The following is a 20,813-nucleotide window of genomic DNA, read 5'->3' as shown; positions in this document are numbered from 1 at the left end:
GCGGGCCGTCACGAGAACAGCATCGGGTCCGAGGCGGGCGGGACGAGTCCGAGGTGCTGCCAGGCCGCCGGGGTCGCGACGCGGCCGCGGGGCGTGCGTCCGACGAGCCCTTCGCGGACGAGGTAGGGCTCGGCCACGGTCTCCACCGTCTCCGGTTCCTCGCCCACGGTCACGGCGAGGGTCGTCAGGCCGACGGGGCCACCTCCGAACCGGGTGCACAGCGCTGTGAGGACCGCGCGGTCCAAGCGGTCGAGACCGAGCGAGTCGACCTCGTAGACGTCGAGGGCCGCATGAGCAGCGCGGAGGTCGAGCGAGCCGTCGCCCCGGACCTGCGCCCAGTCGCGCACGCGTCGGAGCAGCCGGTTCGCGATCCGTGGCGTGCCCCGCGATCGCGAGGCGATCTCGCTCGCGGCCTCGGCCTGGAGCGGCGCGCCGAGGAGCCCGGCCGAGCGGGTGAGCACCCGCTCGAGCTCCTCGGCCGAGTAGAAGTCGAGGTGCCCGGTGAACCCGAAGCGGTCACGCAGCGGCGCGGGCAGCAGCCCGGCGCGCGTCGTCGCGCCCACCACGGTGAAGCGCGGGAGGCTCAGCGGTATCGCGCTGGCGCCGGCCCCCTTGCCGACGACGACGTCCACGCGGAAGTCCTCCATAGCGACATAGAGGAGCTCTTCCGCGGGCCGGGCAAGCCGGTGGATCTCGTCGATGAAGAGCACCTCGCCCTCGTCGAGCGACGACAGGACGGCGGCAAGGTCCCCGGCGTGCTGGATCGCGGGGCCGGAGGTGACGCGCAGCGACGCGCCGAGCTCGGCCGCGATGATCATCGCGAGGGTCGTCTTGCCCAGCCCTGGCGGTCCGGAGAGCAGGACGTGGTCGGGCGCGGCGCCGCGCCCGAGCGCAGCCTGCAGCACGAGGGAGAGCTGGTCACGCACGACGCGTTGTCCGACGAACTCGTCGAGGGTGCGTGGACGGAGCGCGGCCTCGGCTGCACGCTCGAGCTCGTCCGCCCCCGCGCCGGTCGTGCGTGCGGGCGTGAGGTCGAGGCCGAGGGCGTCGAGCTGGGCGTCGACGTCCGCGTCATCCACGGGAGCCGCCCAGCACCTTGAGGGCGGAGCGCAGCACCGTGGGCACCTCGGCCGCAGCCACCTCGGTGCTCCCGGCGTCCGAGAGCACGACGGCGATCGCGTCCTGTGCCACCTTTGCGGACCAGCCCAGGCCGACGAGCGCCTCGACCACCTGCTCCGTGTGGTCCCCTGCAGGCGCCGCACCTGCGTGGCCGTGTGCCGCCCCGGCGTCGCCGGCAGGTGCACCGAGCTTCCCGCCGAGCTCGAGGATGAGTCGCTGCGCACCCTTCTGCCCGATGCCGGGGACGCGCGTGAGGGCTTTGACGTCCTCCGCGGCCACCGCGCGCCTCAGGGCGTCCGGGGTGAGCACGGCGAGCAGGGCGAGGGCGAGCCGCGGGCCGACCCCGCTGACGGTCTGCGTCGTCTCGAAGATCGACCGCTCGTCGTCGTCGGCGAACCCGAACAGCGTGAGGGAGTCCTCCCGCACGACGAGGCTCGTGGCGAGCGTCACCGGGTTCCCGGTGCGCAGACCCGCGAGGGTGGCCGGGGTCGCATGCACGAGGTAGCCGATCCCGTTCACCTGGACGACCGCACTGTCCAGACGCACGGACTGCACGGTTCCGCTGAGTGACGAGATCACGCTGGTTCCACCTCTGACTCCATCGAGCGACGCGGTCGCGTCCCACCGGTACCGGCCCCGCAGGTGCGGAGCGTGCGAACACGTGTACTAATCGCTCACCGTACCAACCCTCAGCGGGTGCCCTTCGCCCGACGCGCCGCCTGCTCCGCGGACGCCCAGGCGCGCTGCGCAGGCGTGAGCTCGGACCGCTCGACGGAGTCGAGCAGGGCCGCGGGCCTCCACAGCTGGCAGATCGCCAGTGCCAGAGCGTCGGCGGCATCCGCCGGCCGAGGGATCTCGGCGAGCCCGAGGATGCTCGCGACCATCCGTTGCACCTGGGCCTTCTCGGCCCGCCCGTTGCCGCTCACGGCGGCCTTGACCTCGCTCGGGGTGTGCATCGCGACGGGTATCCCACGCCGCGCGGCCGCGAGCATCGTCAGCCCGGCCACCTGGGCCGTGCCCATGACGGTGGAGACGTTGTGCTGGGCGAACACCCGCTCCACCGCCACGACGTCCGGGCGGTGGCGGTCCAGCCAGGCCTCGACGACCTCGGCGATCGTGAGCAGCCGGCGATCGACGGACAGGTCCGGCGACGACGTCGCGACCCCGACGGCGACGAGCGCCGCCCGGCGCCCGGGCACGGAGTCGACGACGCCGATCCCGCACCGGGTGAGACCGGGGTCCACGCCAAGTACCCGCACTCCCCCGCCCTCCGGTCGTGCCCGTCGAACCGGACCGTTCAGTCGTTCTCGAGCTCGGCCATGACCTCGTCCGACGCGTCGAAGTTCGAGTAGACGTTCTGCACGTCGTCCGAGTCCTCGAGCGCATCGATGAGTCGCAGGACCTTGCGTGCTCCGTCGGCGTCCACCTCGACCTGCATCGACGGGTGGAACACGACGTCAGCGGAGTCGTACTCGATGCCCGCTTCCTGCAGGGAGGTCCGCACGGCCACGAGGTCCGAGGGCTCCGAGAGGACCTCGAACGACTCTCCGAAGTCGTTGACCTCCTCGCCACCGGCCTCGAGCACCGCTTCCATCACCGCATCCTCGTCGGTGCCCTCCTTGGGCACGATGACGACGCCCTTGCGGGAGAACAGGTACGCGACCGAGCCCGGGTCGGCCATCTGGCCACCGTTGCGGGAGAACGCCGTGCGCACCTCAGCAGCTGCGCGGTTGCGGTTGTCGGTCAGGCACTCGACGAGCAGGGCGATGCCGCCGGACGCATACCCCTCGTAGAGGATCGTCTGGTAGTCGGCCCCACCGGCCTCCTGACCCGAGCCACGCTTGACGGCGCGGTCGATGTTGTCGTTGGGGACGGAGGTCTTCTTCGCCTTCTGGATGGCGTCGAAGAGCGTGGGGTTACCGGCGACGTCTCCGCCACCGGTGCGCGCCGCCACCTCGATGTTCTTGATGAGCTTCGCGAAGAGCTTGCCGCGACGAGCGTCGACGACGGCCTTCTTGTGCTTGGTGGTGGCCCATTTGGAGTGACCTGACATGCGTTAGTACTCCTTGCGAACGATCGATACGAACATCTCGTGGACCCGGGCGTCGCCCGTGATCTCCGGATGAAATGAGGTTGCCAGCACAGAGCCCTGTCGAACCGCGACAATCCTACCGGCGGCGGGGCCGCCCTGGATGGTCGCGAGGGCCTCGGCCTTCTCGCCGACCTCCTCCACCCACGGTGCACGGATGAACGCCGCGTGGAAAGGAGGACCGTCGATGCCGTCGACCTCGAGGTCGGTCTCGAACGAGTCCACCTGCCGACCGAAGGCGTTGCGCCGGACGGTGATGTCGAGACCACCGACGGTCTGCTGGTCGTTCGTGCCGTCGAGCACGCGGTCAGCCAGGAGGATCATGCCTGCGCACGAGCCGTACACCGGCAGTCCGTCTGTGATGGCTGTGCGCAGCGGTTCGTAGAGGTCGAAGATGCGCAGCAGCTTGTCGATCGTCGTGGACTCGCCGCCGGGCAGCACGAGACCGTCGATCGCCGCGAGCTCCGCGGGCCGCCGCACGCCCGTCGTCCGGGCACCTGCGGACTCGAGGGCCGCGCGGTGCTCGCGGACGTCTCCCTGCAGGGCCAGGACACCGATGAGAGGATTCACGAGGAGACATCGTACGCGTGGGGGACATCGCGTCCGCACGCCGTGGGTCCGACCTCGCTAGGGTGGCCGCACGTCCCCCGCCCTGCCCCGCCCCGCCGTGGCACCCGCCCATGAGGAGCCGCTGTGTACCAGTCGCCCACACCGCCCGCGTTCCCGTACGGCCCGACGCCAGTGCGGCCCGGAACCCGCGGGCCGAAGATCCTCACGCTCATCGGCGTGGTGACGCTCGTCCTGGGTGCGGTCCTCGTCGTCGGCGCGGTCGGCCGCTTCACGGACCTCGTCCCCGACGGGTTCTTCGCCGCCGAGTCCGAGACGAACGCGTACGTGCGGGGCAGCATGCCGGTGCCGGGCACCGCCGACGTCGATGCTGTGGCGGACCGGCGGTACGGGGTCGTCCAGAGCGGCGGGACCCGGACGCTGCCGTCCGACGCTGTCACCGTGGAGGGCCCGGACGGCCAGGAGGTGCCGGTGGTGGCGCGCACCCGCTCGTCGCCGGAGGACAGCACCCCGTCCGCGGACAGCACGTCGTCCACCGACGTGGTGACGGTCGACGACATCGGGAGCTTCAGGACGCACGAGGCAGGTACGTACACGGTCACGGTGACGCCGCCCGCGGGCTTCGACGCGAGCGACGTCGAGGTCCGTGTCGTCGACGAGGAGTTCCTCGGGGACATCGCGGCTGACGCGGGTACCGGGATCCTCCAGCTCGTCGCCGGGTGTCTCGTGGGGTTCGTGGGGCTCGGGCTGACGATCGGCGGGGGCGTGTGGTGGGCAGTCCGCGCCGACGCACGCCGGCGCGCGGTGCCGCCCGGTGCGGTGTACCCGCGGCCCTACTGACGCGCCCGGCGCACGCGTCCCGTCCGTCCCTCGAGCGCAGCTACTCCTGCTCCTCACCGAGGTGGCGGACGGTCCCGTCCCACCCCTGGACGAGATCGGCGAGCAGGTCCGCGAGACCGCGAGGGAACACCTCCTCGGTCACCGCACCGAGCTCCGCCAGAGACATCCACGCCATGTCGTCGAGGAGGTCAGCCTCGAGGACGGTCCACCCCGCTCGCGTGAGAACCACGCTCGACGCGGCCCGTGCGAGGTAGAACGTCTCGTGCTGGCGGCAACGCGCTCGCGCGAAGTCGAAGACCGCTGACCGGGTGAGGACCGGACCGACGAGGTCAGCCTCCGCGAGCTCGATGCCGGTCTCTTCGCGAACCTCGCGGACGGCCGCGGCCGCGGACGTCTCCCCCGGGTCGATGCCGCCACCCAGGGTGAACCACCAGTGCCGGTCGGGTTCGTCCGCGTCGTGCCCGCGGACGAGCAGCACCCGGTCCTGCTCGTCGAGGAGCAGGACGCGGGCGGCGCTGCGTTCGAGCACACCGTCGGGGCCGGCCTCCCAGCCAGCGCCGGCGGCGGGAGTCACCAGCCGCGCTCGGCGAGGCGGTGCGGCTCGGGGATCTCCTCGACGTTGATGCCCACCATGGCCTCGCCCAGGCCGCGGGAGACCTTCGCGATGACGTCGGGGTCGTCGTAGAACGTCGTCGCCTTGACGATGGCCTCGGCACGCTGGACCGGGTTGCCGGACTTGAAGATGCCGGAGCCGACGAACACGCCCTCGGCGCCGAGCTGCATCATCATCGCCGCGTCGGCAGGCGTCGCGATGCCGCCCGCCGTGAACATGACGACGGGAAGCTTGCCCGTCCGCGCGACCTCCTTGACGAGCTCGTAGGGGGCGGAGAGCTCCTTGGCGGCGACGAAGAGCTCGTCCTCGGCCATGGACGTCAGGCGACGGATCTCCGCGCGGATCGTGCGCATGTGCGTCGTCGCGTTGGAGACGTCACCGGTGCCGGCCTCGCCCTTCGAGCGGATCATGGCCGCACCCTCGTTGATGCGTCGCAGCGCCTCACCGAGGTTCGTCGCGCCGCAGACGAACGGAGCGCGGAAGGCCCACTTGTCGATGTGGTTCGTGTAGTCGGCGGGCGTGAGCACCTCGGACTCGTCGATGTAGTCGACGCCGAGCGACTGCAGCACCTGCGCCTCGACGAAGTGCCCGATGCGGGCCTTGGCCATGACGGGGATGGAGACGGTCGCGATGATCGAGTCGATCATGTCGGGGTCGCTCATCCGCGAGACCCCGCCCTGGGCACGGATGTCTGCGGGGACCCGCTCGAGCGCCATGACGGCGACCGCTCCGGCGTCCTCGGCGATCTTCGCCTGCTCGGCGGTGACGACGTCCATGATGACGCCACCCTTGAGCATCTCCGCCATCCCGCGCTTGACCCGGGCACTTCCCACGATGTCCGTCGTACCGACCGCAGCAGCGGTTGTCTCAGCGGACGTGTTCTCACTAGGCACAGCAAACCTCACTCAGTCCTGCGTCGGGGGCGTCGGCTCGAAGTCGACCGTCGCGTCGCCCAATCCTACGCCGCGGGTGGTCCCACCGGTCCGGACTGACCACCTGTCGATCCGGGTCGGCGCAGCGCGCTCGGCCAGGCGTCGTCGAACTCCACCGTGCTGGGCATCTCGGCGTGCCCGGCGAGTCGCACGAGGCGGACGACCCCGTTGCTGCGCATGCGTTGCGCCTGCGCGACCGCCTCGTTGTGGAACCGGCGGGCGAGCTGGACGCGGTACCACGCAGCGGCGAGCGCCTCGAGGAGCTGGGCGCTGTGCAGGTCCTCGTAGAGGTCGGCGACCTCGTCCGGGTCCTCGAGGACGGTGCGCAGGGTCGCGGAGAGCGCGCTCTCCGCGGCCGTGCGGTGGTCTCCGAGCCCGGTCCCGAGTGCGCGCCCCACCGTCGTGCGGGACGGGCTGCGGTGCTCGACGGCGTCCTGGCGGGTGTCCGCCACGAGCTCCGCGAGGTCCGGTACGGCGACGACGAGCTCGCGGCGGCCCCCGTCGTGGCTGGACGCCTCGTGCGCGGCCTCCGCGACCAGCAGCGCGCTCACCGGGTCGAGCAGCCCCGAGGCCGCGAGGTCCTTCGCGGCGAGCGAGCGGCGGACGAGCTGCGCGTCGAGCGCGAGGCGCGACGCGACGACCTTGCGGTGCAGGCGGTCGAGCCGCGTCGCGGAGACCCAGATGAGCCACGCGACGAGCGCAAGGACGAGCGCGACGAGTACAGCGGTCTCGGACCAGGTCATTGCTCGACCTCCGTCCAGCGTCCCCGTCGCGAGCGGACCGAGGCGGGGTCCTCCTGGACACCGCCGAGCGCGCGGCTGGCAGCGAGCACCATCTCGTAGACGGTGAGGACCTGCCCGGTCACGCGCGACCAGTCGAACTGCTGCACCATCTCCTTCGCGAGGGCCACGCGAGCGGCCCTCGCGGGCACGTCTGCGAGAGCACCGACGACCGTGTGCGCGAGGGCGGCACTGTCCCCCACGGGGAAGAGGAAGCCTGCACGTCCGTCGTCGAGCACCCGGACGAACGCGCCGAGGTCGCTCGCGACCACGCAGGCGCCCGCGCTCATGGCCTCGACGAGGACGATGCCGAAGCTCTCTCCGCCCGTCTGGGGCGCGATGTACAGGTCGACGGAGGACAGCAGAGCAGCTTTGGCGTCGTCGGTGATGGCGCCGAGGAACTCGACCGCCGCCGCGTGGTCCCCGAGGTCCTCGAGAGCCTGCTGGTGTCCTTCCTCCCCGCGACCGGCGACGAGGAAGCGAGCCCCCGGGACAGCGGCGAGAATCGCTGGGATCGCGCCGGTGAGGACCGGCAGACCCTTGCGGGGTTCGTCGAGCCGGCCGAGGAACGCGATGGTGGGTCGGTCGGTGGTGCCCGTCCAGGCATCCTCCGGCGCTGCGGCCGCGAACGCGTCGACGTAGACCCCGTTGGGGATGACGACCGCGTCGCCCCCCATGTGCTCCACGAGTGTCCGGCGGGCGTCCTCGGAGACGGCGATGCGCGCCGAGATCTTCTCCAGGCTCGGGCGGACGAGGGGGTAGGCCATCTGGAGGGCGCGGGACCGGATGAGGGCGGTGTGGAACGTCGCCACGATGGGACCTTCCGCGATCCACAGGGCGAGCATGCTCAGGCTCGGAGTGACCGGCTCGTGGAGGTGCAGGACGTCGAACTGCCCCTCCTTGAGCCACCGCCGCACGCGGGCGGCCGTGCGAGGGCCGAACGTCATGCGGGCGACCGAACCGTTGTACTTCACCGGGACCGCTCGCCCGGCCGACGTCATGTAGTCCGGGAGCAGCGTGTCCTCGTCCGAGGGTGCGAGGACGGACACGACATGCCCCTGTGCCATGAGCGCCTCGGCGAGGTCACGGACGTGGAACTGGACCCCCCCTGGTGCCTCGAAGGAGTACGGGCAGACGATGCCCACGCGCAGGCGCCGGGTCGTCATGTCGCACTCCTCGCGACGGTCTGCGCGTACCGGACGGGATCGAGGTCGTCCACGAAGACCTTCTGGAGCATGTGCCAGTCCTCCGGGTGGTGCGCGATGTCGGTACCGAGGGCGTCCACCCAGCCCTGGCTGAGGGCCCGGATCTTCTCGGCGGACGTGCCGTGCTCGGGCTGCGGGACGGGTGGGTGGAAGTGGATGACGATCCCCCAGCGCGTCCCCGCGGCACGGCGGCGGGCGCCGGTGAGGCGCTCGTACCAGATCGCTGCCGGGAGGAGCGGGACTCCGCAGGACAGGGCGAGCGCCGCAGGGCCGGCGGCTACCCGGGCGCGGTGCCCGAGAAGGTCGACCTCGACGCCGTGGCGGCTGAGGTCCCTGTCGGCCAGCAGGCAGACGAGACGCCCCGGGACCTGGCAGGCCCGCATGAGCGTGCGGAAGACGCTGGGATCACCGGCCGTGAGGATCTCCATGCCGAGGTCTTCCCGGAAGCCTTTGAACTCCGTGTAGAGGGTCGGCGGCTCGAGCCGTTCGGCCACGGTGATCACGGGCGCGAGCCACGCGGTCGCGTAGACCCCGGCGAGGTCCCAGTTGCCCTGGTGCGTGAGCGCGACGACCGGGCTCCCGCTCCCCGCGAGCGCTCGGGCGAAGTTCTCGTACCCCGTCACGCGCACGCGGGAACGGATCTGCTCCTGGGTGGCTCCACGCAGCACGAACACCTCCCGGTAGTACCGCATGTAGGAGCGCATCGCGCGCCGGCTCAGTGCCCGCAGGTCCCGGTCGGTGCTGTTCGGGCGGACCTTGCGCAGATTCCGCTCGAGCTGACGCACGCCGTCGGTCCGCGCGACCCACGTGAGGTCGGCGCCGACGTTGGCCAGGGCTGCCAGCACGGGCGTCGGGACGCGGTGCGCATGGCGCCACGCGAGGTGGAAGAGCCGTCCGGCGTCGAGTCCCACGGCTCAGACCTCGGTGCCGGTAGCGGGGCCGAGGCCTGCCTGGGTCGCGGCGCTGCTGGACGCGGCAACCGCGTCCATCGCCTGGCGGCGCACCGTCGCCATGCGCTGGAGCACGGTGACGAGGCTCGCGAGCGCGAGCGCGGCGAGGGCGACGACGAGGGCGACCGCAGGGACCCCGATCCCGACGAGCCCAGCCATGACGAGCGACACGACGAGCCGCTCCGCACGCTCGGCGATACCGACGGCTGCGGTCATGCCGAGTCCCTCAGCGCGTGCTCGCGCGTAGGAGACGAGGGCGCCCAGGACGAGGCAGGCGAGCGCGGTGCCGGTCCCCCACGCGCTGAGGGCGCCGTCGTGGTGAACGAGGAAGTAGGCGACGAGCCCGCAGAAGATGGCGCCGTCGGCGACCCTGTCCAAGGTGGAGTCGAGGAATGCTCCCCAGCTTCCCGAGCGGCCAGCGAGGCGGGCCATCGTCCCGTCGAGCGAGTCGAGGAAGGCGAAGGCGCCGATGACGATCGCGCCGAGCAGGAGGTGGTCGGTCGGGAACGCCCACAGCGCCGTGACGAGCACGCCCACGGTGCCGAGGATCGTGATGGCGTCCGGGGAGACGCCCGCGCGCAGGAGCACCTTGGCGAGCGGCGTGAAGATCGCGGTCATCACGCCGCGGAGGCGGCTCAGCATGCGTCGTCCCCCTGGATGGTCGTGCCCTGCTCGGTCGTGCCCTGCCCGGTGGGGACCGTGGGGTCCAGCGTCACCCAGGCGGCAGCCAGCAGCTCCCTCGTCTGCGAGAGCAGCTCCGGGAGTGCCTTCGTCCTCGCGACCACCGGCAGGAAGTTCGCATCGCCCGACCACCGGGGTACGACGTGCTGGTGGAGGTGGGCGGCGATGCCGGCGCCGGCCACCGCACCCTGGTTCATGCCGAGGTTGAAGCCGTGCGCGTCGGAGACGGTGCGCACGGTGCGCATGGCTCGTCGGGTGAGGACGGCGACCTCGATCATCTCGTCCTCGGTGAGCTCTGTGTAGTCCGCGACGTGCCGGTACGGGCACACGAGGAGGTGGCCGGAGTTGTAGGGGTAGAGGTTGAGCACGACGTACGCGTGCTCACCCCGGGCCACGATCAACCCGTCCTCGTCGCTGCGCGCCGGGATGGTGCAGAACGGGCACTGCGCGCTCGTGGCGTCCTGCGGCTTGTCCTGCCCACCGATGTACACCATGCGGTGCGGCGTCCACAGGCGCTCGAGCCCGTCGGGTACCCCCGGGTGGTCGCTCGCGCGCTCCCGGTCCTCCCCCCAGAGAGCGCCGGGGGCGTCGTTCGCAGCGGGGCCGCTCACACCTGCGCCCGCTCCTGCACCGCTGCGACGATGCGCGCGACCGCGTCCGCGACGGCGACGCCGTTCTCCTGGCTGCCGTCGCGGAACCGGAAGGAGACGGCCCCGGCCTCGACGTCCTCGCCACCAGCGATGAGCACGAACGGGATCTTCTGCGTCGAGGCGGTGCGGATCTTCTTGGCGAACCGCTCCGTGCCGTCGTCGAGGTCCGCGCGGATGCCCTGCGCCCGGAGCTGCGCGACGACGTCCGCGAGGTAGTCGTTGAACGGCTCGGCGACGGGCACGGCGAGCACCTGGACGGGCGCGAGCCAGGCCGGGAACGCTCCGGCGTAGTGCTCCGTGAGGACCGCGAAGAAGCGCTCGATGGAGCCGAAGAGTGCGCGGTGGATCATCACGGGCCGCTGGCGCGTGCCGTCGGCGGCGGCGTACTCGAGGTCGAACTTCTCGGGGAGGTTGAAGTCGAGCTGGATGGTCGACATCTGCCAGGTGCGGCCGATCGCGTCCTTGGCCTGCACCGAGATCTTGGGCCCGTAGAACGCGGCGCCGCCCGGGTCGGGCACGAGGTCGAGGCCGGAGTCGGTGGCCACCTCCTCGAGCGTCCGGGTCGCTTCCTCCCACACCTCGTCGGAGCCGACCGACTTCTCGGGGTCGCGGGTCGAGAGCTCGAGGTAGAAGTCGTCGAGCCCGTAGTCGCGCAGGAGGTCGAGGACGAAGTTCAGGGCGTCGGTGAGCTCGGCCTTCATCTGCTCGCGCGTGCAGTAGATGTGCGCGTCGTCCTGGGTGAACCCACGGGCGCGGGTGAGGCCGTGGACCACGCCCGACTTCTCGTAGCGGTAGACGGTGCCGAACTCGAACAGCCGCAGCGGGAGCTCACGGTAGGAGCGGCCGCGCGCCCCGAAGATGAGGTTGTGCATGGGGCAGTTCATGGGCTTGAGGTAGTAGTTCTGCCCGGCCTTGCGCACGTTGCCGTCCGCGTCGAGCTCCTCATCGAGGTGCATCGGGGGGTACATGCCCTCGGAGTACCAGTCGAGGTGCCCGGACGTCTCGAAGAGCTGCTGCTTGGTGATGTGCGGACTGTTGACGAAGGAGTAGCCCGCCTCGGTGTGCCGCTTGCGGGAGTACTGCTCCATCTCGGAGCGGATGATGCCGCCCTTGGGGTGGAAGACGGCGAGCCCGGAGCCGATCTCGTCGGGGAACGAGAAGAGGTCGAGCTCCACCCCGAGGCGTCGGTGGTCGCGACGCTCGGCCTCGGCGAGTCGCTCGAGGTAGGCCTTGAGCTCGTCCTTCGTGGGCCAGGCGGTGCCGTAGATGCGCTGGAGCTGTGGGTTCTTCTCGCTGCCGCGCCAGTAGGCGGCGGCGCTGCGCATGAGCTGGAACCCGTTCCCGAGGAGCTTCGTGGACGGCAGGTGCGGTCCACGGCAGAGGTCCTGCCAGGCGACGTCGCCGTTGCGGCGGACGTTCTGGTAGATCGACAGTCCGCCCTCGCCGACCTCGACGGACGCACCCTCGGCGGCGTCGGCGCTCGAGGACTTGAGGCCGATGAGCTCGATCTTGTACGGCTCGTGGGCGCACTGGTCCAGCGCCTCAGCGTCCGTGACCTCGACGCGGCGGAAGGTCTGGCCCTCCTTGACGATGCGCATCATCGCCTTCTCCAGGGCTTTGAGGTCCTCGGGGGTGAAGGGCTCGGCGACGTCGAAGTCGTAGTAGAAACCGTCGGTGATGGGCGGGCCGATGCCGAGCTTCGCCGACGGGTTCACCTGCTGGACGGCCTGCGCCATGACGTGGGCGGCGGAGTGGCGCAGCACGGCCAGACCCTCGGGCGAGTCGATCGTCACGGACTCGACGACGCTTCCGGCGGTGAGGACCTCCGCGAGGTCCTTGAGCTCGCCGTCGACGCGCATGACGACGACGTCGCGCCGGTCGGCGAAGTGCTCGGTCCCCGTGGTGCCCGCCGTCACCATGGTCTCCGCGCCGTCGACGGTGAGGGTGACAGAAGGCTGTGACGCAGCGGGCGACTCGAGCACGAGGGACGTCTCCTTGAAGGGGCTGGGCGCACCCGTCGACTGAGGGTGCGCCCTCGATGTTACCGATGTTGGCCCGACCCCGGGGTCGGCCGGGTGGTTGTGGCGGAGTGCGCCGGGGAACGACGAAGGCCCGGGATCGTCGGACCCCGGGCCTTCGTCGTGCTGGTGGGCGATACTGGGTTCGAACCAGTGACCTCTTCGGTGTGAACGAAGCGCGCTACCACTGCGCCAATCGCCCGCTGAGCACCCGGACGTGCGGTGTTCGTGGACGATGCTAGCCGCTCAGTGCCCCGGGAAGCCAACCGGGCTCCCACCGGCGCGGGCTCACGGGTCGATGTTCTCCGCGACGTGCCGGTTGAAGAGCACCTGGGCCGCGAGCGTGAGCAGCCCCGGTGCGATGTCCTGGCCGTCGAGCGAGACGACGGGCACGACGTTGCGGATGCTTCCGGTGAGGCCGAGCGCCGCGCGGCCAGCGAGGACGTCGTCGAGCACCGTGAAGGGAAGCTCGTCCGGGCGCGCCTCGCGGACGGGCAGCCCGTCGAGCGCGGCCCACTCGAGGAGGAGCTCGCGGGTGATGCCTGCGAGGCACCCGGTGGACAGGCTGGGCGTGAGCAGCTCGCCGTCACGTTCGACGAGGACGTTGGAGCCCGTGCCCTCGCACAACGCGCCGAGCGTGTTCGCCATGAGGCCCTCGTCCGCCCCGTGCTCCGCGGCCCGGGCGAGGCCGACGACGTTCTCGGCGTACGACGTCGTCTTGAGTCCTGCCACAGCGGAGCGCTCGTTGCGCACCCAGGGCAGACGCACGGCACGGGAGGTCGCGGCCGGCGACGCGGGCCCTGCGGCGACGAGCACGGTCGTCGGGGCGTCCCCGCGCAGGGAGCCGAGCGGGCCGGCGCCGGCCGTGACGGTGATGCGCAGCCTGCCCGCAGCCATCCCCGCGTGCGCAAGGACCTGCGCGACGCCGTCGCGCACGAGCTCCTCGTCCGGCGGGCTGATCCCGAGGCCCGTGGCCGAGCGTGCGAGGCGGCGCAGGTGCCGGGTGAGCGCGAACGGCCTGCCGTCGTAGACGGCGAGCGTCTCGAAGACGCCGTCGCCGACGGTGAGGCCGTGGTCGACTGCGCTGACGGCGGGCTCGTCGGGCGACACGAGACGTCCGTCTGTCCACGTGAGAACGGTCATCCGATCAGTGTGCCGCAGATGCGAGCGCGACGAGCCGGTGAGCCTTGAGCTCGGTCTCCGCCCACTCGCGGTCAGGGTCGCTCCCCCACGTGATGCCCGCCCCCGTGCCGAAGTGCAGGTACGCGCCGCCGCCCGGGACGTGCGGGCTGTCCCGGGTCCACCAGAAGGTCCGGATCCCGACCGCGAGCTCGGCGGTCCCCGCGTCGCCGTCGATCCAGCCGACGGCACCGCAGTAGGGGCCACGCGGTACCGGCTCGAGCTCGGAGATGACCCGCAGGGCCGAGGACTTCGGTGCGCCGGAGACCGAGGCGGGCGGGAAGGTCGCATCGAGCACGCGCGCCCAGAGATCAGGGGCGGCGACGATGTCGGGGCGCACCGTGCCCGTGACGGTCGAGACGAGGTGCACGAGCCCGGGGTGCTCCTCGAGCGCCAGGAGCTGGGTGACCTCGACGCTGCCCGGTGAGCAGACATGGTGCAGGTCGTTGCGGACGAGGTCCGTGATCATGACGTTCTCGGCCCGGTCCTTGGCGGTGAGTCCCTCGGCGGTGCGCGCCGTGCCCTTGATCGGGCCAGAGGTCAGTGCCGTCCGACCGCCCTCCGCGGAGATCCTCAGGAAGAGCTCGGGTGACGCCGTGACGACCCACACCGGATCGAGACCGGACGCGGCCGGCACGTGGAGCACGCCCTGGTACGGCGCGGGGTTCCCCGGGGCGAGATGGTCCGCGAGCGCCCGGGCGTCCGGCTCGTCGTCCCCCTGCCCTGCCCACGGGGCGGCCATCACCCGGCAGATGTTCGCCTGGTAGACGGTCCCGTCGAGCACGTGCTTCCGGACGGCGCGTACCGCGTCCCGGTACTGCGTGCCGTCGAGCGACGAGGTCCACGAGTCGGCGGCCGGCCCGTGCCACCCGTCCCGTGCGGACGCCCGACCGGTGGTCCGCCGGACGTCGGCGAACCGCCAGGCCCGAGCCTTGCCCTCGAAGTCGGCGACGACGAACCACACCCCGTGCAGCAGTGCGTCGGGACGGGTCGCCACGTCGATCACCTCGACCGGTTCTCGGGCCTCGACGTCACCGAATCTCGCATATCCGTCCACGCGGGTAACGGTACCGACCCGTCCGAGCGACGCGACCGTGACCAGCGACAACGGGTTTTCCCTGGAATCCCGCCGATCAGGGCGGCACAGCGAGGGCCGGTTGGACTATCGGCGCTCAGGTCTATTAGAGTCTGGGACGCGCCGAAAACGCCGGGGAGAACTTCCCCGGAGTGATCGAAGCATGCGGACGTGGCTCAGTGGTAGAGCATCACCTTGCCAAGGTGAGGGTCGCGGGTTCGAATCCCGTCGTCCGCTCGGAGAGATTTCCGGGCAACCCCTGGAAGTGCTTCTCAGCGGTGGAGTGGCCGAGAGGCGAGGCAGCGGCCTGCAAAGCCGTCCACACGGGTTCGAATCCCGTCTCCACCTCGCACCGTCAGGCATGCAGCACCGCGAGCATGTCTGGCAGCACGAGCACCACCCGCAGTTGATGCAGGACAGCACGACGCTTGGGCGATTGGCGCAGCGGTAGCGCGCTTCCCTGACACGGAAGAGGTCACTGGTTCGATCCCAGTATCGCCCACCAGCAAGGCCCCAGGTCATCGACCTGGGGCCTTCGTCGTCCCCGCGGACGCGCAGCCGTTCCGGTCAGGATCGGGTTCATCTGGATCTCGGTCTGGGATCATCCTTTCGTGAGCAACGAGGTCAGCGCCGCAGAGGAGATCACATACCGACCAGCGGAGGCGAGGGATCGCGCCTTCCTGTTCGAGATGCTCGTAGACGCGTTCAACTGGCGTGAGGACCCAGACTTCGACCGGTCGCTGCTGGAGCAGCCCCAGATCGCCCACTACCTGATCGGGTGGCCAGCCGCCGGAGATGTCGGCGTCGTCGCCGAACGCGGCGGCGCGCCAGCGGGCGCGGCCTGGGCACGCCCGTTCAGCAGCGATGACCCGGGATACGGCTACGTTGCCGACGACGTGCCCGAGATCACGGTGGCTGTCGCCGCCGGCCACCGCGGTCGGGGCTTGGGGCGTGGGCTGCTCACCCACCTCATCGAAGCTGCCCGCGCGTCCGGCGCTCGAGGTCTGAGCCTCAGCGTCGAGGACGGCAACGCCGCACGGGGACTCTACGAGCGGATGGGCTTCACGGTCGTCGGGCGAGAGGGAGACTCCGACACGATGAGCCTGAGGATCGCGTCGTGATGGTCACCGGAGCGAGTCACGGACAGTGGTCGCTCCTGCGTCGGGCCGGTCGGCCTCAGCCCTTCGGGATGCGTCCCACGAGCTGGGGCAGGGCGCCGTCGCGCGCGAACACGGGCACGGTCGCCAGCGGTGCGTCGACGTCGATCCGCTGGCCCCCGTCGTGCACCTGCCCGGTGACGAGCGACGTCCACGTCGCCCCGGCGGGCAGCCAGACCGAACGTGATCTCACACCTGCCTCCATCACCGGGGCGACGAGCAGCGAGGGCCCGTAGAGGTACTGGTCGGCGATCGTCCAGGCCTGCGGGTCGTCGGGGAACTCGTGGGAGAGCCCACGCATGACGGGTTGGCCGTCGGTGTGCGCCGCGGCCATGAGCTCGCGGGTGTAGTCGCGCAGGTCCTCGCGCAGGTGGACGTAGTGGGACAGCACGTCGTAGACGGCGTCGCCGAACGACCACAGCTCGTTGCCGGCGCCGCTCGCGTTGCGCTCGGTCCCGTCGGCGGCGTGCACGGGGTGCGAGGGCGCGCGGTCGCCGTGCAGGCGCATGACGGGCAGGAACGTGCCGACCTGGAACCAGCGGACAAGGAGCTCGTGGAACGCGGGGTCGTCGGTGCGGCCACCGCCGAACCCGCCGATGTCCGTCGTGAACCACGGGATGCCGGCGGCGCCCATGTGCACGCCGGCAACCACCTGACGGCGCAGGGTCGCGAAGTCCGAGTGGATGTCGCCGGACCACACGAGGGCGCCGTACCGCTGGGACCCGGCCCACGCGCACCGCACGAGGTTGACCACCTCGGTCTCGCCGTCCCCCGTCTGTCCTTCCCAGAACGCGCGGGAGAACGCCTGCGGGTACAGGTTGCCCACCTCGAGCCCCTGCCCGGCGTGGTACCGGTAGGCGTCGTAGTCGTAGATGCCGTACTCGGGCTCGGCCTCGTCGAGCCAGAACAACCGGATGCCGTACCGGGCGTAGCCCTCGCGGCACCGGTCCCACAGGTATGCCCGGGCGCGCGGGTCGGTGACGTCGACGAACCGGCTGGGGCCGCCGAACCACATCTGCACGTCGATGCCGCGGTTGGTGCGCACGAGCAGGTTGCGCGCCGCCATGTCGGCGAAGTTCTCCGACTCGAACGACACCTGCGGCCAGACGGACACCATGAGCTCGACGCCCAGCTCGGCCAACTCGGCGACCATGGCGGCCGGGTCGGGCCAGAACTCGTCCTCGAAGCGGTAGTCGCCCAGGTGCGGCCAGTGGAAGAAGTCAGCGACGATCACATCGAGCGGCAGACCGCGGCGCACGTGCTCGCGCGCGACGGACAGGAGCTCTTCCTGGCTGGCGTACCGCAGCTTGCACTGCCAGAACCCGAGGCCGTGCTCGGGCATCATGGGCGCGTGCCCGGTCGCCTCGGCGTAGCGGGCACTGATGGCCGCCGGCGACGCGCCCGCCGTCACCCAGTAGTCGATCTGACGGCAGCTCTCGGCCGTCCACTCGGTGCGGTTGGACGCGAACGTCGCACGGCCGATCGCGGGGTTGTGCCACAGGAACCCGTACCCGGCGCTCGACCGCACGAACGGCACGCTGGCCTGGGAGTTGCGGTGCGCGAGCTCGAGCGTGCAGCCCTTGAGGTCGACGAGATCCTGCTGGTACTGGCCCATGCCGGTCAGGTGCTCGCCGTCCGGCGCCCGCAGCGCCAACCCCGCACGTACGCCGCCGCCCGGCAACGGCTGGTAGGTGCGTGCGCGGACCTTGAGCGCGCCACCGGAAGGCTCTTCAGCGAGCAGGAGCGTGCCCTCGTGGTCCTCGAACGCCAGGCGGCAGCTGTGCCTGATCGCCCCGCTCTGCCAGTCCTTGCCGCTGCTCGCGGTCGCCACCACGCGGATCCGACCGTTCGTCAGCGTCGCCGTCGTCCCGTCCACGACGATCGCCGCCCCGGCGTGCGCGGCAGGGTCCGGTGGCAGCAGGGCCCAGTCGGCGTCGACGACGTCGCCGAGGGCCGAGCGGACGCGGACGCTGTCGCGGCCCCACGGCTCGACGACGAGGGTCTCACCGTCACCCCGCCAGACGAGCGTGCTGCCGTGGACGTCGAACGGGTGTGTCACGGGGCTGCGTCCTGTCCGCACCGGCTGACCGGCGCTGATGCTCGGCGGCCCGGGCGAACCGCATCCTCATGCGCCGCGTCGGCGGTGCGCCACGCTGCGCAGCACTGCTGGTCGGCAGCACGATCGTCACCGTATCCCGTGCCGCGGTCGCACTCCCCCGCCTCCCGCCGGAGTGTCGTCGTCTCGAGGGGTCTCGCAGCTGTGCAGCCGGCGAGCGACGATCGCCTCGCGTGTGCGTGACTTGACGGTCGTGAGGTGCTGCAGGTCGGGAAGCTCGTCCGCCCTGGCCAGCTGGAGCTTCGGCAGGTCGGAGTAGTGCACGATGCCCCGGTCGACTCCAGCGGCGATCGCGGTCTCGACAAGAGAAGGGGTGAGGTAGCCGGCGAGGTCGACCGCACCGCCGACGGCGTGCACCGACCGGACGACGCCCGCGAGCAGGCGCGCGAAGCCGGGCACGGGTCCGGTCCGGAGGGAGGACCCTCGACGTCTCGCCGTGAGGAGGCTCGTGAGGTCGTTGGACCCGACGACGAAGCGCCGGCACCCGGCCGCGGTGAAGTCCTCGATGTCGACGGCAGCAGCCGGCGTCTCGATCATCGTCCCGACGACCACCTCGTCACCGAGGACCGCGTACACACGCTCCCGGAACCAGCAGAACTCGTCGACGGACGTGACGAACGGCGCGATCACCTCGAGGTTGGAGTACTGGCGCCGGACCTTCCCGACGGCGTGGAGCTCGGCGTCGAGGCTCTCGGGGAACGCCATGTGCCGTCGGACGCCACGCAGGCCCAGCAGGTCGTCGCCGTCCTCGTCGTCCGCGTGCTCGACACCGCGCAGGACGTTCGCCTCGGCCTGCGTGACCTCCATCGTGCGGTAGGTCACCGTCCCCGGGCAGCGCTCGCAGATGACGGACAGGTAGCGCTCGAGCTCACGACCGGCGAGGGGGTCGGTCGGGTACCGCAGGACGCCGCGGAAGACGTACTCGCCCCGGACGAGTCCGACACCTGCGAAACGGCTCAGCAGAGCGCGTGACGGGGACTCGCCGCTGAGCGCGAGCGACATGGGAAGACCAGCCGTGTTCATGGAGTCACTCTCTCGTTGGCGGACGTCACCTGCTGGCGCGCTCGTCGAGGCGCCGCACGGACTCGGCGACGGCGCCGTGAAGCATGAGCTCGAGGTCCCCGACAAGACGGTACGGATCCTCCACCATGCCGCTGTCGACCCACCGCAGCACGATCGACAGCACGGCCGAGGTGTAGAAGTCGACGACGAGCGCGCGGTCGGAGTCGAGTGCCGGCCCGCCGTCTCCCACCTCCGCGACGACGGCCTCGGTGACGGGTCGCATCTGCCCGAACAGGAAGTTCTCGAGGCCGGCCCGCCCGAGCCCGTCGAGCACCGCGACGGTCGAGGAGCGGTTGTCCAGCAGGTAGCGCAGCAAGCGGTGCAAGCCGTCAGCCCATGCGTCGGCCGTCGCCGAGACGTGCACCTGCTCCCGCACCTCCGTCTCGAACACCCACTGCCCCAGATGGCGGACGTCGCGGAAGTGGTAGTAGAAGGCCTGCCGCGTCAGCCCGCAGTCGCGGGCCAGCTCGCTGACGGTCACCTTGTCGAACGGCTGGGTACGGAGCCTGCGCTTGAGCGCGGCTGCCAGGAGGTCCCGGGCAGACGCCGACCGACCTGCCCGCGCGCTGTTCTGGCTCATGTCTCACGGTAGGCCGGTACCTGCACGGGCGCCCATGAGCAGGACGCGACGCACCCTCGAACGGTCCGGCTCGCCCGCCGAGAGAACTGGACATTCTGCCCAGAGTGTCCAGTGACGGACACGCCGCGGGTTCCTAACGTGGACACCACGGAGGCACGCACAAAGCGGCTGTAGGAGGAGGTCCTGTGTTTCTGTTCGAATCGATCCCTTGGTACTCGTGGGTGATGTGGGGCGTCGTCCTCGTGGCCCTTGTCGCCCTCAACGAGGTGACCCGTCGCTGGCAGTGGGCCGGGATCGGGTTCTTCGTCGCCCTGCCCATCGTCCTGACCCTGTTCGTCTGGCCGACCACCGCCGGTGCCGGGTCGTCGACCGGGACGTGGTTCCACTGGGTGAAGGTGTACTCGGCGCTCGCCGGCTGCATCGGGTTCATGGTGCTGCGGTACGTCCCGCGCCTGTCCCGCAACCGGTGGATGCTCCTGTTCCCCCCGGTGATCCTCGCGATCAACATCGCCGAGGCGGTCGTTCGTGACCTCCAGGTGGCAAACCTCGAGGGCGTCCACGACGGCGTGCTCATGGTCGGCGGCCCGTGGAACTACATGAACGCCGCCGCCGGGGTCCTCAACCTGCTCACCATCTGCGGCTGGGCCGGAATCATCGTGTCGCGGGATCGTTCGAAGGACATGATCTGGCCGGACATGATGTGGTTCTGGATCCTCGCGTACGACCTGTGGAACTTCGCGTACGTCTACAACTGCGTCGGTGACCACGCGTTCTACGCCGGTGCAGCCCTCCTGATCTCGTGCACGATCCCCGCGTTCTTCATCAAGAAGGGTGCGTGGCTGCAGCACCGGGCGCACACCCTCGCGCTGTGGATGATGTTCACGATGGCCGTCCCGACCTTCGTGTCGTCGTCGCCCTTCGCGGTGAGCTCCTCGCACGACCCGCGCGCACTGTTCGCTGTGTCGGCCCTGTCCCTCGCAGCCAACATCGCGGTGGTGGTCTACCAGGTGTTCGTCATCGTCACCCGGCACCGCAACCCGCTGCGCGACGAGCTGTTCACGCACCTGCGCCCGTACCGGGAGGTGCTCGAGGCCAACGCGCCGCTGGAGACAGGGCGCGTCCCCGCGCACACGCCGGAAGCGGCGCGGACGCCGGTCAGCGTCTGACTCCTGCCTCTCAGGGATGACGCAGTCCCAGGGCA

At 70.9% G+C, this 20,813-nt stretch carries 21 protein-coding genes and 4 tRNA genes; 6 read left to right on the top strand and 19 right to left on the bottom strand.

Annotation, left to right across the window (positions count from 1 at the left end; translation table 11 throughout):
* Positions 1–8: 8 nt before the first annotated feature.
* The 5 genes from ruvB to pdxT form a co-directional block, all read right to left on the bottom strand.
* Positions 9–1,079, bottom strand: a complete 1,071-nt coding sequence (ruvB, locus tag AC54T1_RS06640; RefSeq protein ID WP_496911445.1) for a Holliday junction branch migration DNA helicase RuvB — start codon at positions 1,077–1,079, stop codon at positions 9–11.
* On the bottom strand, positions 1,072–1,698 hold the full coding sequence (gene ruvA, locus AC54T1_RS06635; RefSeq protein WP_484344586.1) for a Holliday junction branch migration protein RuvA: 627 nt from the start codon (positions 1,696–1,698) through the stop codon (positions 1,072–1,074). Before ruvA ends, ruvB begins: the two co-directional genes overlap by 8 nt.
* Positions 1,699–1,808: 110 nt before the next feature.
* Complete coding sequence (gene ruvC / locus AC54T1_RS06630) at positions 1,809–2,378, bottom strand: crossover junction endodeoxyribonuclease RuvC (RefSeq protein WP_484344587.1); 570 nt, start codon at positions 2,376–2,378, stop codon at positions 1,809–1,811.
* Between the two features lie 38 nt (positions 2,379–2,416).
* On the bottom strand, positions 2,417–3,172 hold the full coding sequence (locus AC54T1_RS06625; RefSeq protein ID WP_484344588.1) for a YebC/PmpR family DNA-binding transcriptional regulator: 756 nt from the start codon (positions 3,170–3,172) through the stop codon (positions 2,417–2,419).
* Between the two features lie 3 nt (positions 3,173–3,175).
* Positions 3,176–3,778: a pyridoxal 5'-phosphate synthase glutaminase subunit PdxT gene (gene pdxT / locus AC54T1_RS06620; RefSeq protein ID WP_484344589.1), complete on the bottom strand. Its 603-nt coding sequence runs from the start codon at positions 3,776–3,778 to the stop codon at positions 3,176–3,178.
* A 123-nt stretch (positions 3,779–3,901) separates the two neighbouring features.
* On the opposite strand from pdxT, the gene AC54T1_RS06615 reads away from it, so the two are divergent.
* Positions 3,902–4,615: a hypothetical protein gene (locus AC54T1_RS06615; RefSeq protein ID WP_496911444.1), complete on the top strand. Its 714-nt coding sequence runs from the start codon at positions 3,902–3,904 to the stop codon at positions 4,613–4,615.
* Between the two features lie 40 nt (positions 4,616–4,655).
* Here AC54T1_RS06615 and AC54T1_RS06610 read toward each other — a convergent pair whose 3' ends face one another.
* The 11 genes from AC54T1_RS06610 to AC54T1_RS06560 form a co-directional block, all read right to left on the bottom strand.
* Positions 4,656–5,189 (bottom strand): NUDIX hydrolase, encoded by a 534-nt coding sequence (locus tag AC54T1_RS06610; RefSeq protein ID WP_496911443.1) that lies wholly within the window; start codon positions 5,187–5,189, stop codon positions 4,656–4,658.
* The gene (gene pdxS, locus AC54T1_RS06605; RefSeq protein ID WP_484344909.1) at positions 5,186–6,064 is read right to left on the bottom strand and encodes a pyridoxal 5'-phosphate synthase lyase subunit PdxS; all 879 of its coding nucleotides are present in this window, start codon (positions 6,062–6,064) and stop codon (positions 5,186–5,188) included. The genes AC54T1_RS06610 and pdxS overlap by 4 nt, the downstream gene beginning before the upstream one ends.
* Before the next feature lie 122 nt (positions 6,065–6,186).
* Positions 6,187–6,903 carry a hypothetical protein gene (locus AC54T1_RS06600; protein ID WP_496911442.1) on the bottom strand — a complete coding sequence of 239 codons (717 nt, stop codon included), beginning with the start codon at positions 6,901–6,903 and terminating at the stop codon, positions 6,187–6,189.
* The gene (locus AC54T1_RS06595) at positions 6,900–8,090 is read right to left on the bottom strand and encodes a glycosyltransferase family 4 protein (protein ID WP_484344910.1); all 1,191 of its coding nucleotides are present in this window, start codon (positions 8,088–8,090) and stop codon (positions 6,900–6,902) included. Before AC54T1_RS06595 ends, AC54T1_RS06600 begins: the two co-directional genes overlap by 4 nt.
* Positions 8,091–8,101: 11 nt before the next feature.
* Positions 8,102–9,055, bottom strand: coding sequence for a phosphatidylinositol mannoside acyltransferase (locus tag AC54T1_RS06590; RefSeq protein WP_496911441.1), 954 nt, complete (start codon positions 9,053–9,055; stop codon positions 8,102–8,104).
* Between the two features lie 3 nt (positions 9,056–9,058).
* Entirely contained in the window at positions 9,059–9,736 is a 678-nt protein-coding gene (gene pgsA, locus AC54T1_RS06585; protein WP_484344594.1) for a phosphatidylinositol phosphate synthase, read from the bottom strand.
* Entirely contained in the window at positions 9,730–10,386 is a 657-nt protein-coding gene (locus AC54T1_RS06580; protein WP_484344595.1) for an HIT family protein, read from the bottom strand. Before AC54T1_RS06580 ends, pgsA begins: the two co-directional genes overlap by 7 nt.
* Positions 10,383–12,344 carry a threonine--tRNA ligase gene (gene thrS, locus AC54T1_RS06575; RefSeq protein WP_496911564.1) on the bottom strand — a complete coding sequence of 654 codons (1,962 nt, stop codon included), beginning with the start codon at positions 12,342–12,344 and terminating at the stop codon, positions 10,383–10,385. Before thrS ends, AC54T1_RS06580 begins: the two co-directional genes overlap by 4 nt.
* A gap of 226 nt (positions 12,345–12,570) precedes the next feature.
* Positions 12,571–12,645, bottom strand: a tRNA-Val gene (locus AC54T1_RS06570).
* Between the two features lie 86 nt (positions 12,646–12,731).
* Positions 12,732–13,586 carry an aminotransferase class IV gene (locus AC54T1_RS06565; RefSeq protein ID WP_496911440.1) on the bottom strand — a complete coding sequence of 285 codons (855 nt, stop codon included), beginning with the start codon at positions 13,584–13,586 and terminating at the stop codon, positions 12,732–12,734.
* A 4-nt stretch (positions 13,587–13,590) separates the two neighbouring features.
* Positions 13,591–14,679 (bottom strand): chorismate-binding protein, encoded by a 1,089-nt coding sequence (locus tag AC54T1_RS06560; RefSeq protein WP_484344597.1) that lies wholly within the window; start codon positions 14,677–14,679, stop codon positions 13,591–13,593.
* A 183-nt stretch (positions 14,680–14,862) separates the two neighbouring features.
* On the opposite strand from AC54T1_RS06560, the gene AC54T1_RS06555 reads away from it, so the two are divergent.
* The 4 genes from AC54T1_RS06555 to AC54T1_RS06540 all read left to right on the top strand — a co-directional run bounded on the left by AC54T1_RS06555 (position 14,863) and on the right by AC54T1_RS06540 (position 15,818).
* Positions 14,863–14,934: transfer RNA gene (locus AC54T1_RS06555), tRNA-Gly, on the top strand.
* A 40-nt stretch (positions 14,935–14,974) separates the two neighbouring features.
* A tRNA-Cys gene (locus AC54T1_RS06550) sits at positions 14,975–15,045 on the top strand.
* A gap of 82 nt (positions 15,046–15,127) precedes the next feature.
* A tRNA-Val gene (locus AC54T1_RS06545) sits at positions 15,128–15,202 on the top strand.
* Between the two features lie 106 nt (positions 15,203–15,308).
* Positions 15,309–15,818, top strand: a complete 510-nt coding sequence (locus AC54T1_RS06540) for a GNAT family N-acetyltransferase (RefSeq protein WP_484344598.1) — start codon at positions 15,309–15,311, stop codon at positions 15,816–15,818.
* Between the two features lie 55 nt (positions 15,819–15,873).
* Here the strand turns inward: AC54T1_RS06540 and AC54T1_RS06535 are convergent, their stop codons facing one another.
* The 3 genes from AC54T1_RS06535 to AC54T1_RS06525 form a co-directional block, all read right to left on the bottom strand.
* Entirely contained in the window at positions 15,874–17,913 is a 2,040-nt protein-coding gene (locus AC54T1_RS06535; protein WP_496911439.1) for a glycoside hydrolase family 31 protein, read from the bottom strand.
* 126 nt (positions 17,914–18,039) lie between these two features.
* Positions 18,040–18,993, bottom strand: a complete 954-nt coding sequence (locus AC54T1_RS06530) for a putative PEP-binding protein (RefSeq protein WP_496911438.1) — start codon at positions 18,991–18,993, stop codon at positions 18,040–18,042.
* A gap of 25 nt (positions 18,994–19,018) precedes the next feature.
* Entirely contained in the window at positions 19,019–19,612 is a 594-nt protein-coding gene (locus AC54T1_RS06525; protein ID WP_496911437.1) for a TetR/AcrR family transcriptional regulator, read from the bottom strand.
* A 185-nt stretch (positions 19,613–19,797) separates the two neighbouring features.
* On the opposite strand from AC54T1_RS06525, the gene AC54T1_RS06520 reads away from it, so the two are divergent.
* Positions 19,798–20,778, top strand: a complete 981-nt coding sequence (locus AC54T1_RS06520; RefSeq protein ID WP_496911436.1) for a DUF5692 family protein — start codon at positions 19,798–19,800, stop codon at positions 20,776–20,778.
* The last annotated feature ends 35 nt before the right edge of the window (positions 20,779–20,813 follow it).

This window comes from Sanguibacter sp. Z41_6 (assembly GCF_059621145.1).
This window is presented reverse-complemented; position numbering and strand designations above follow the sequence as displayed.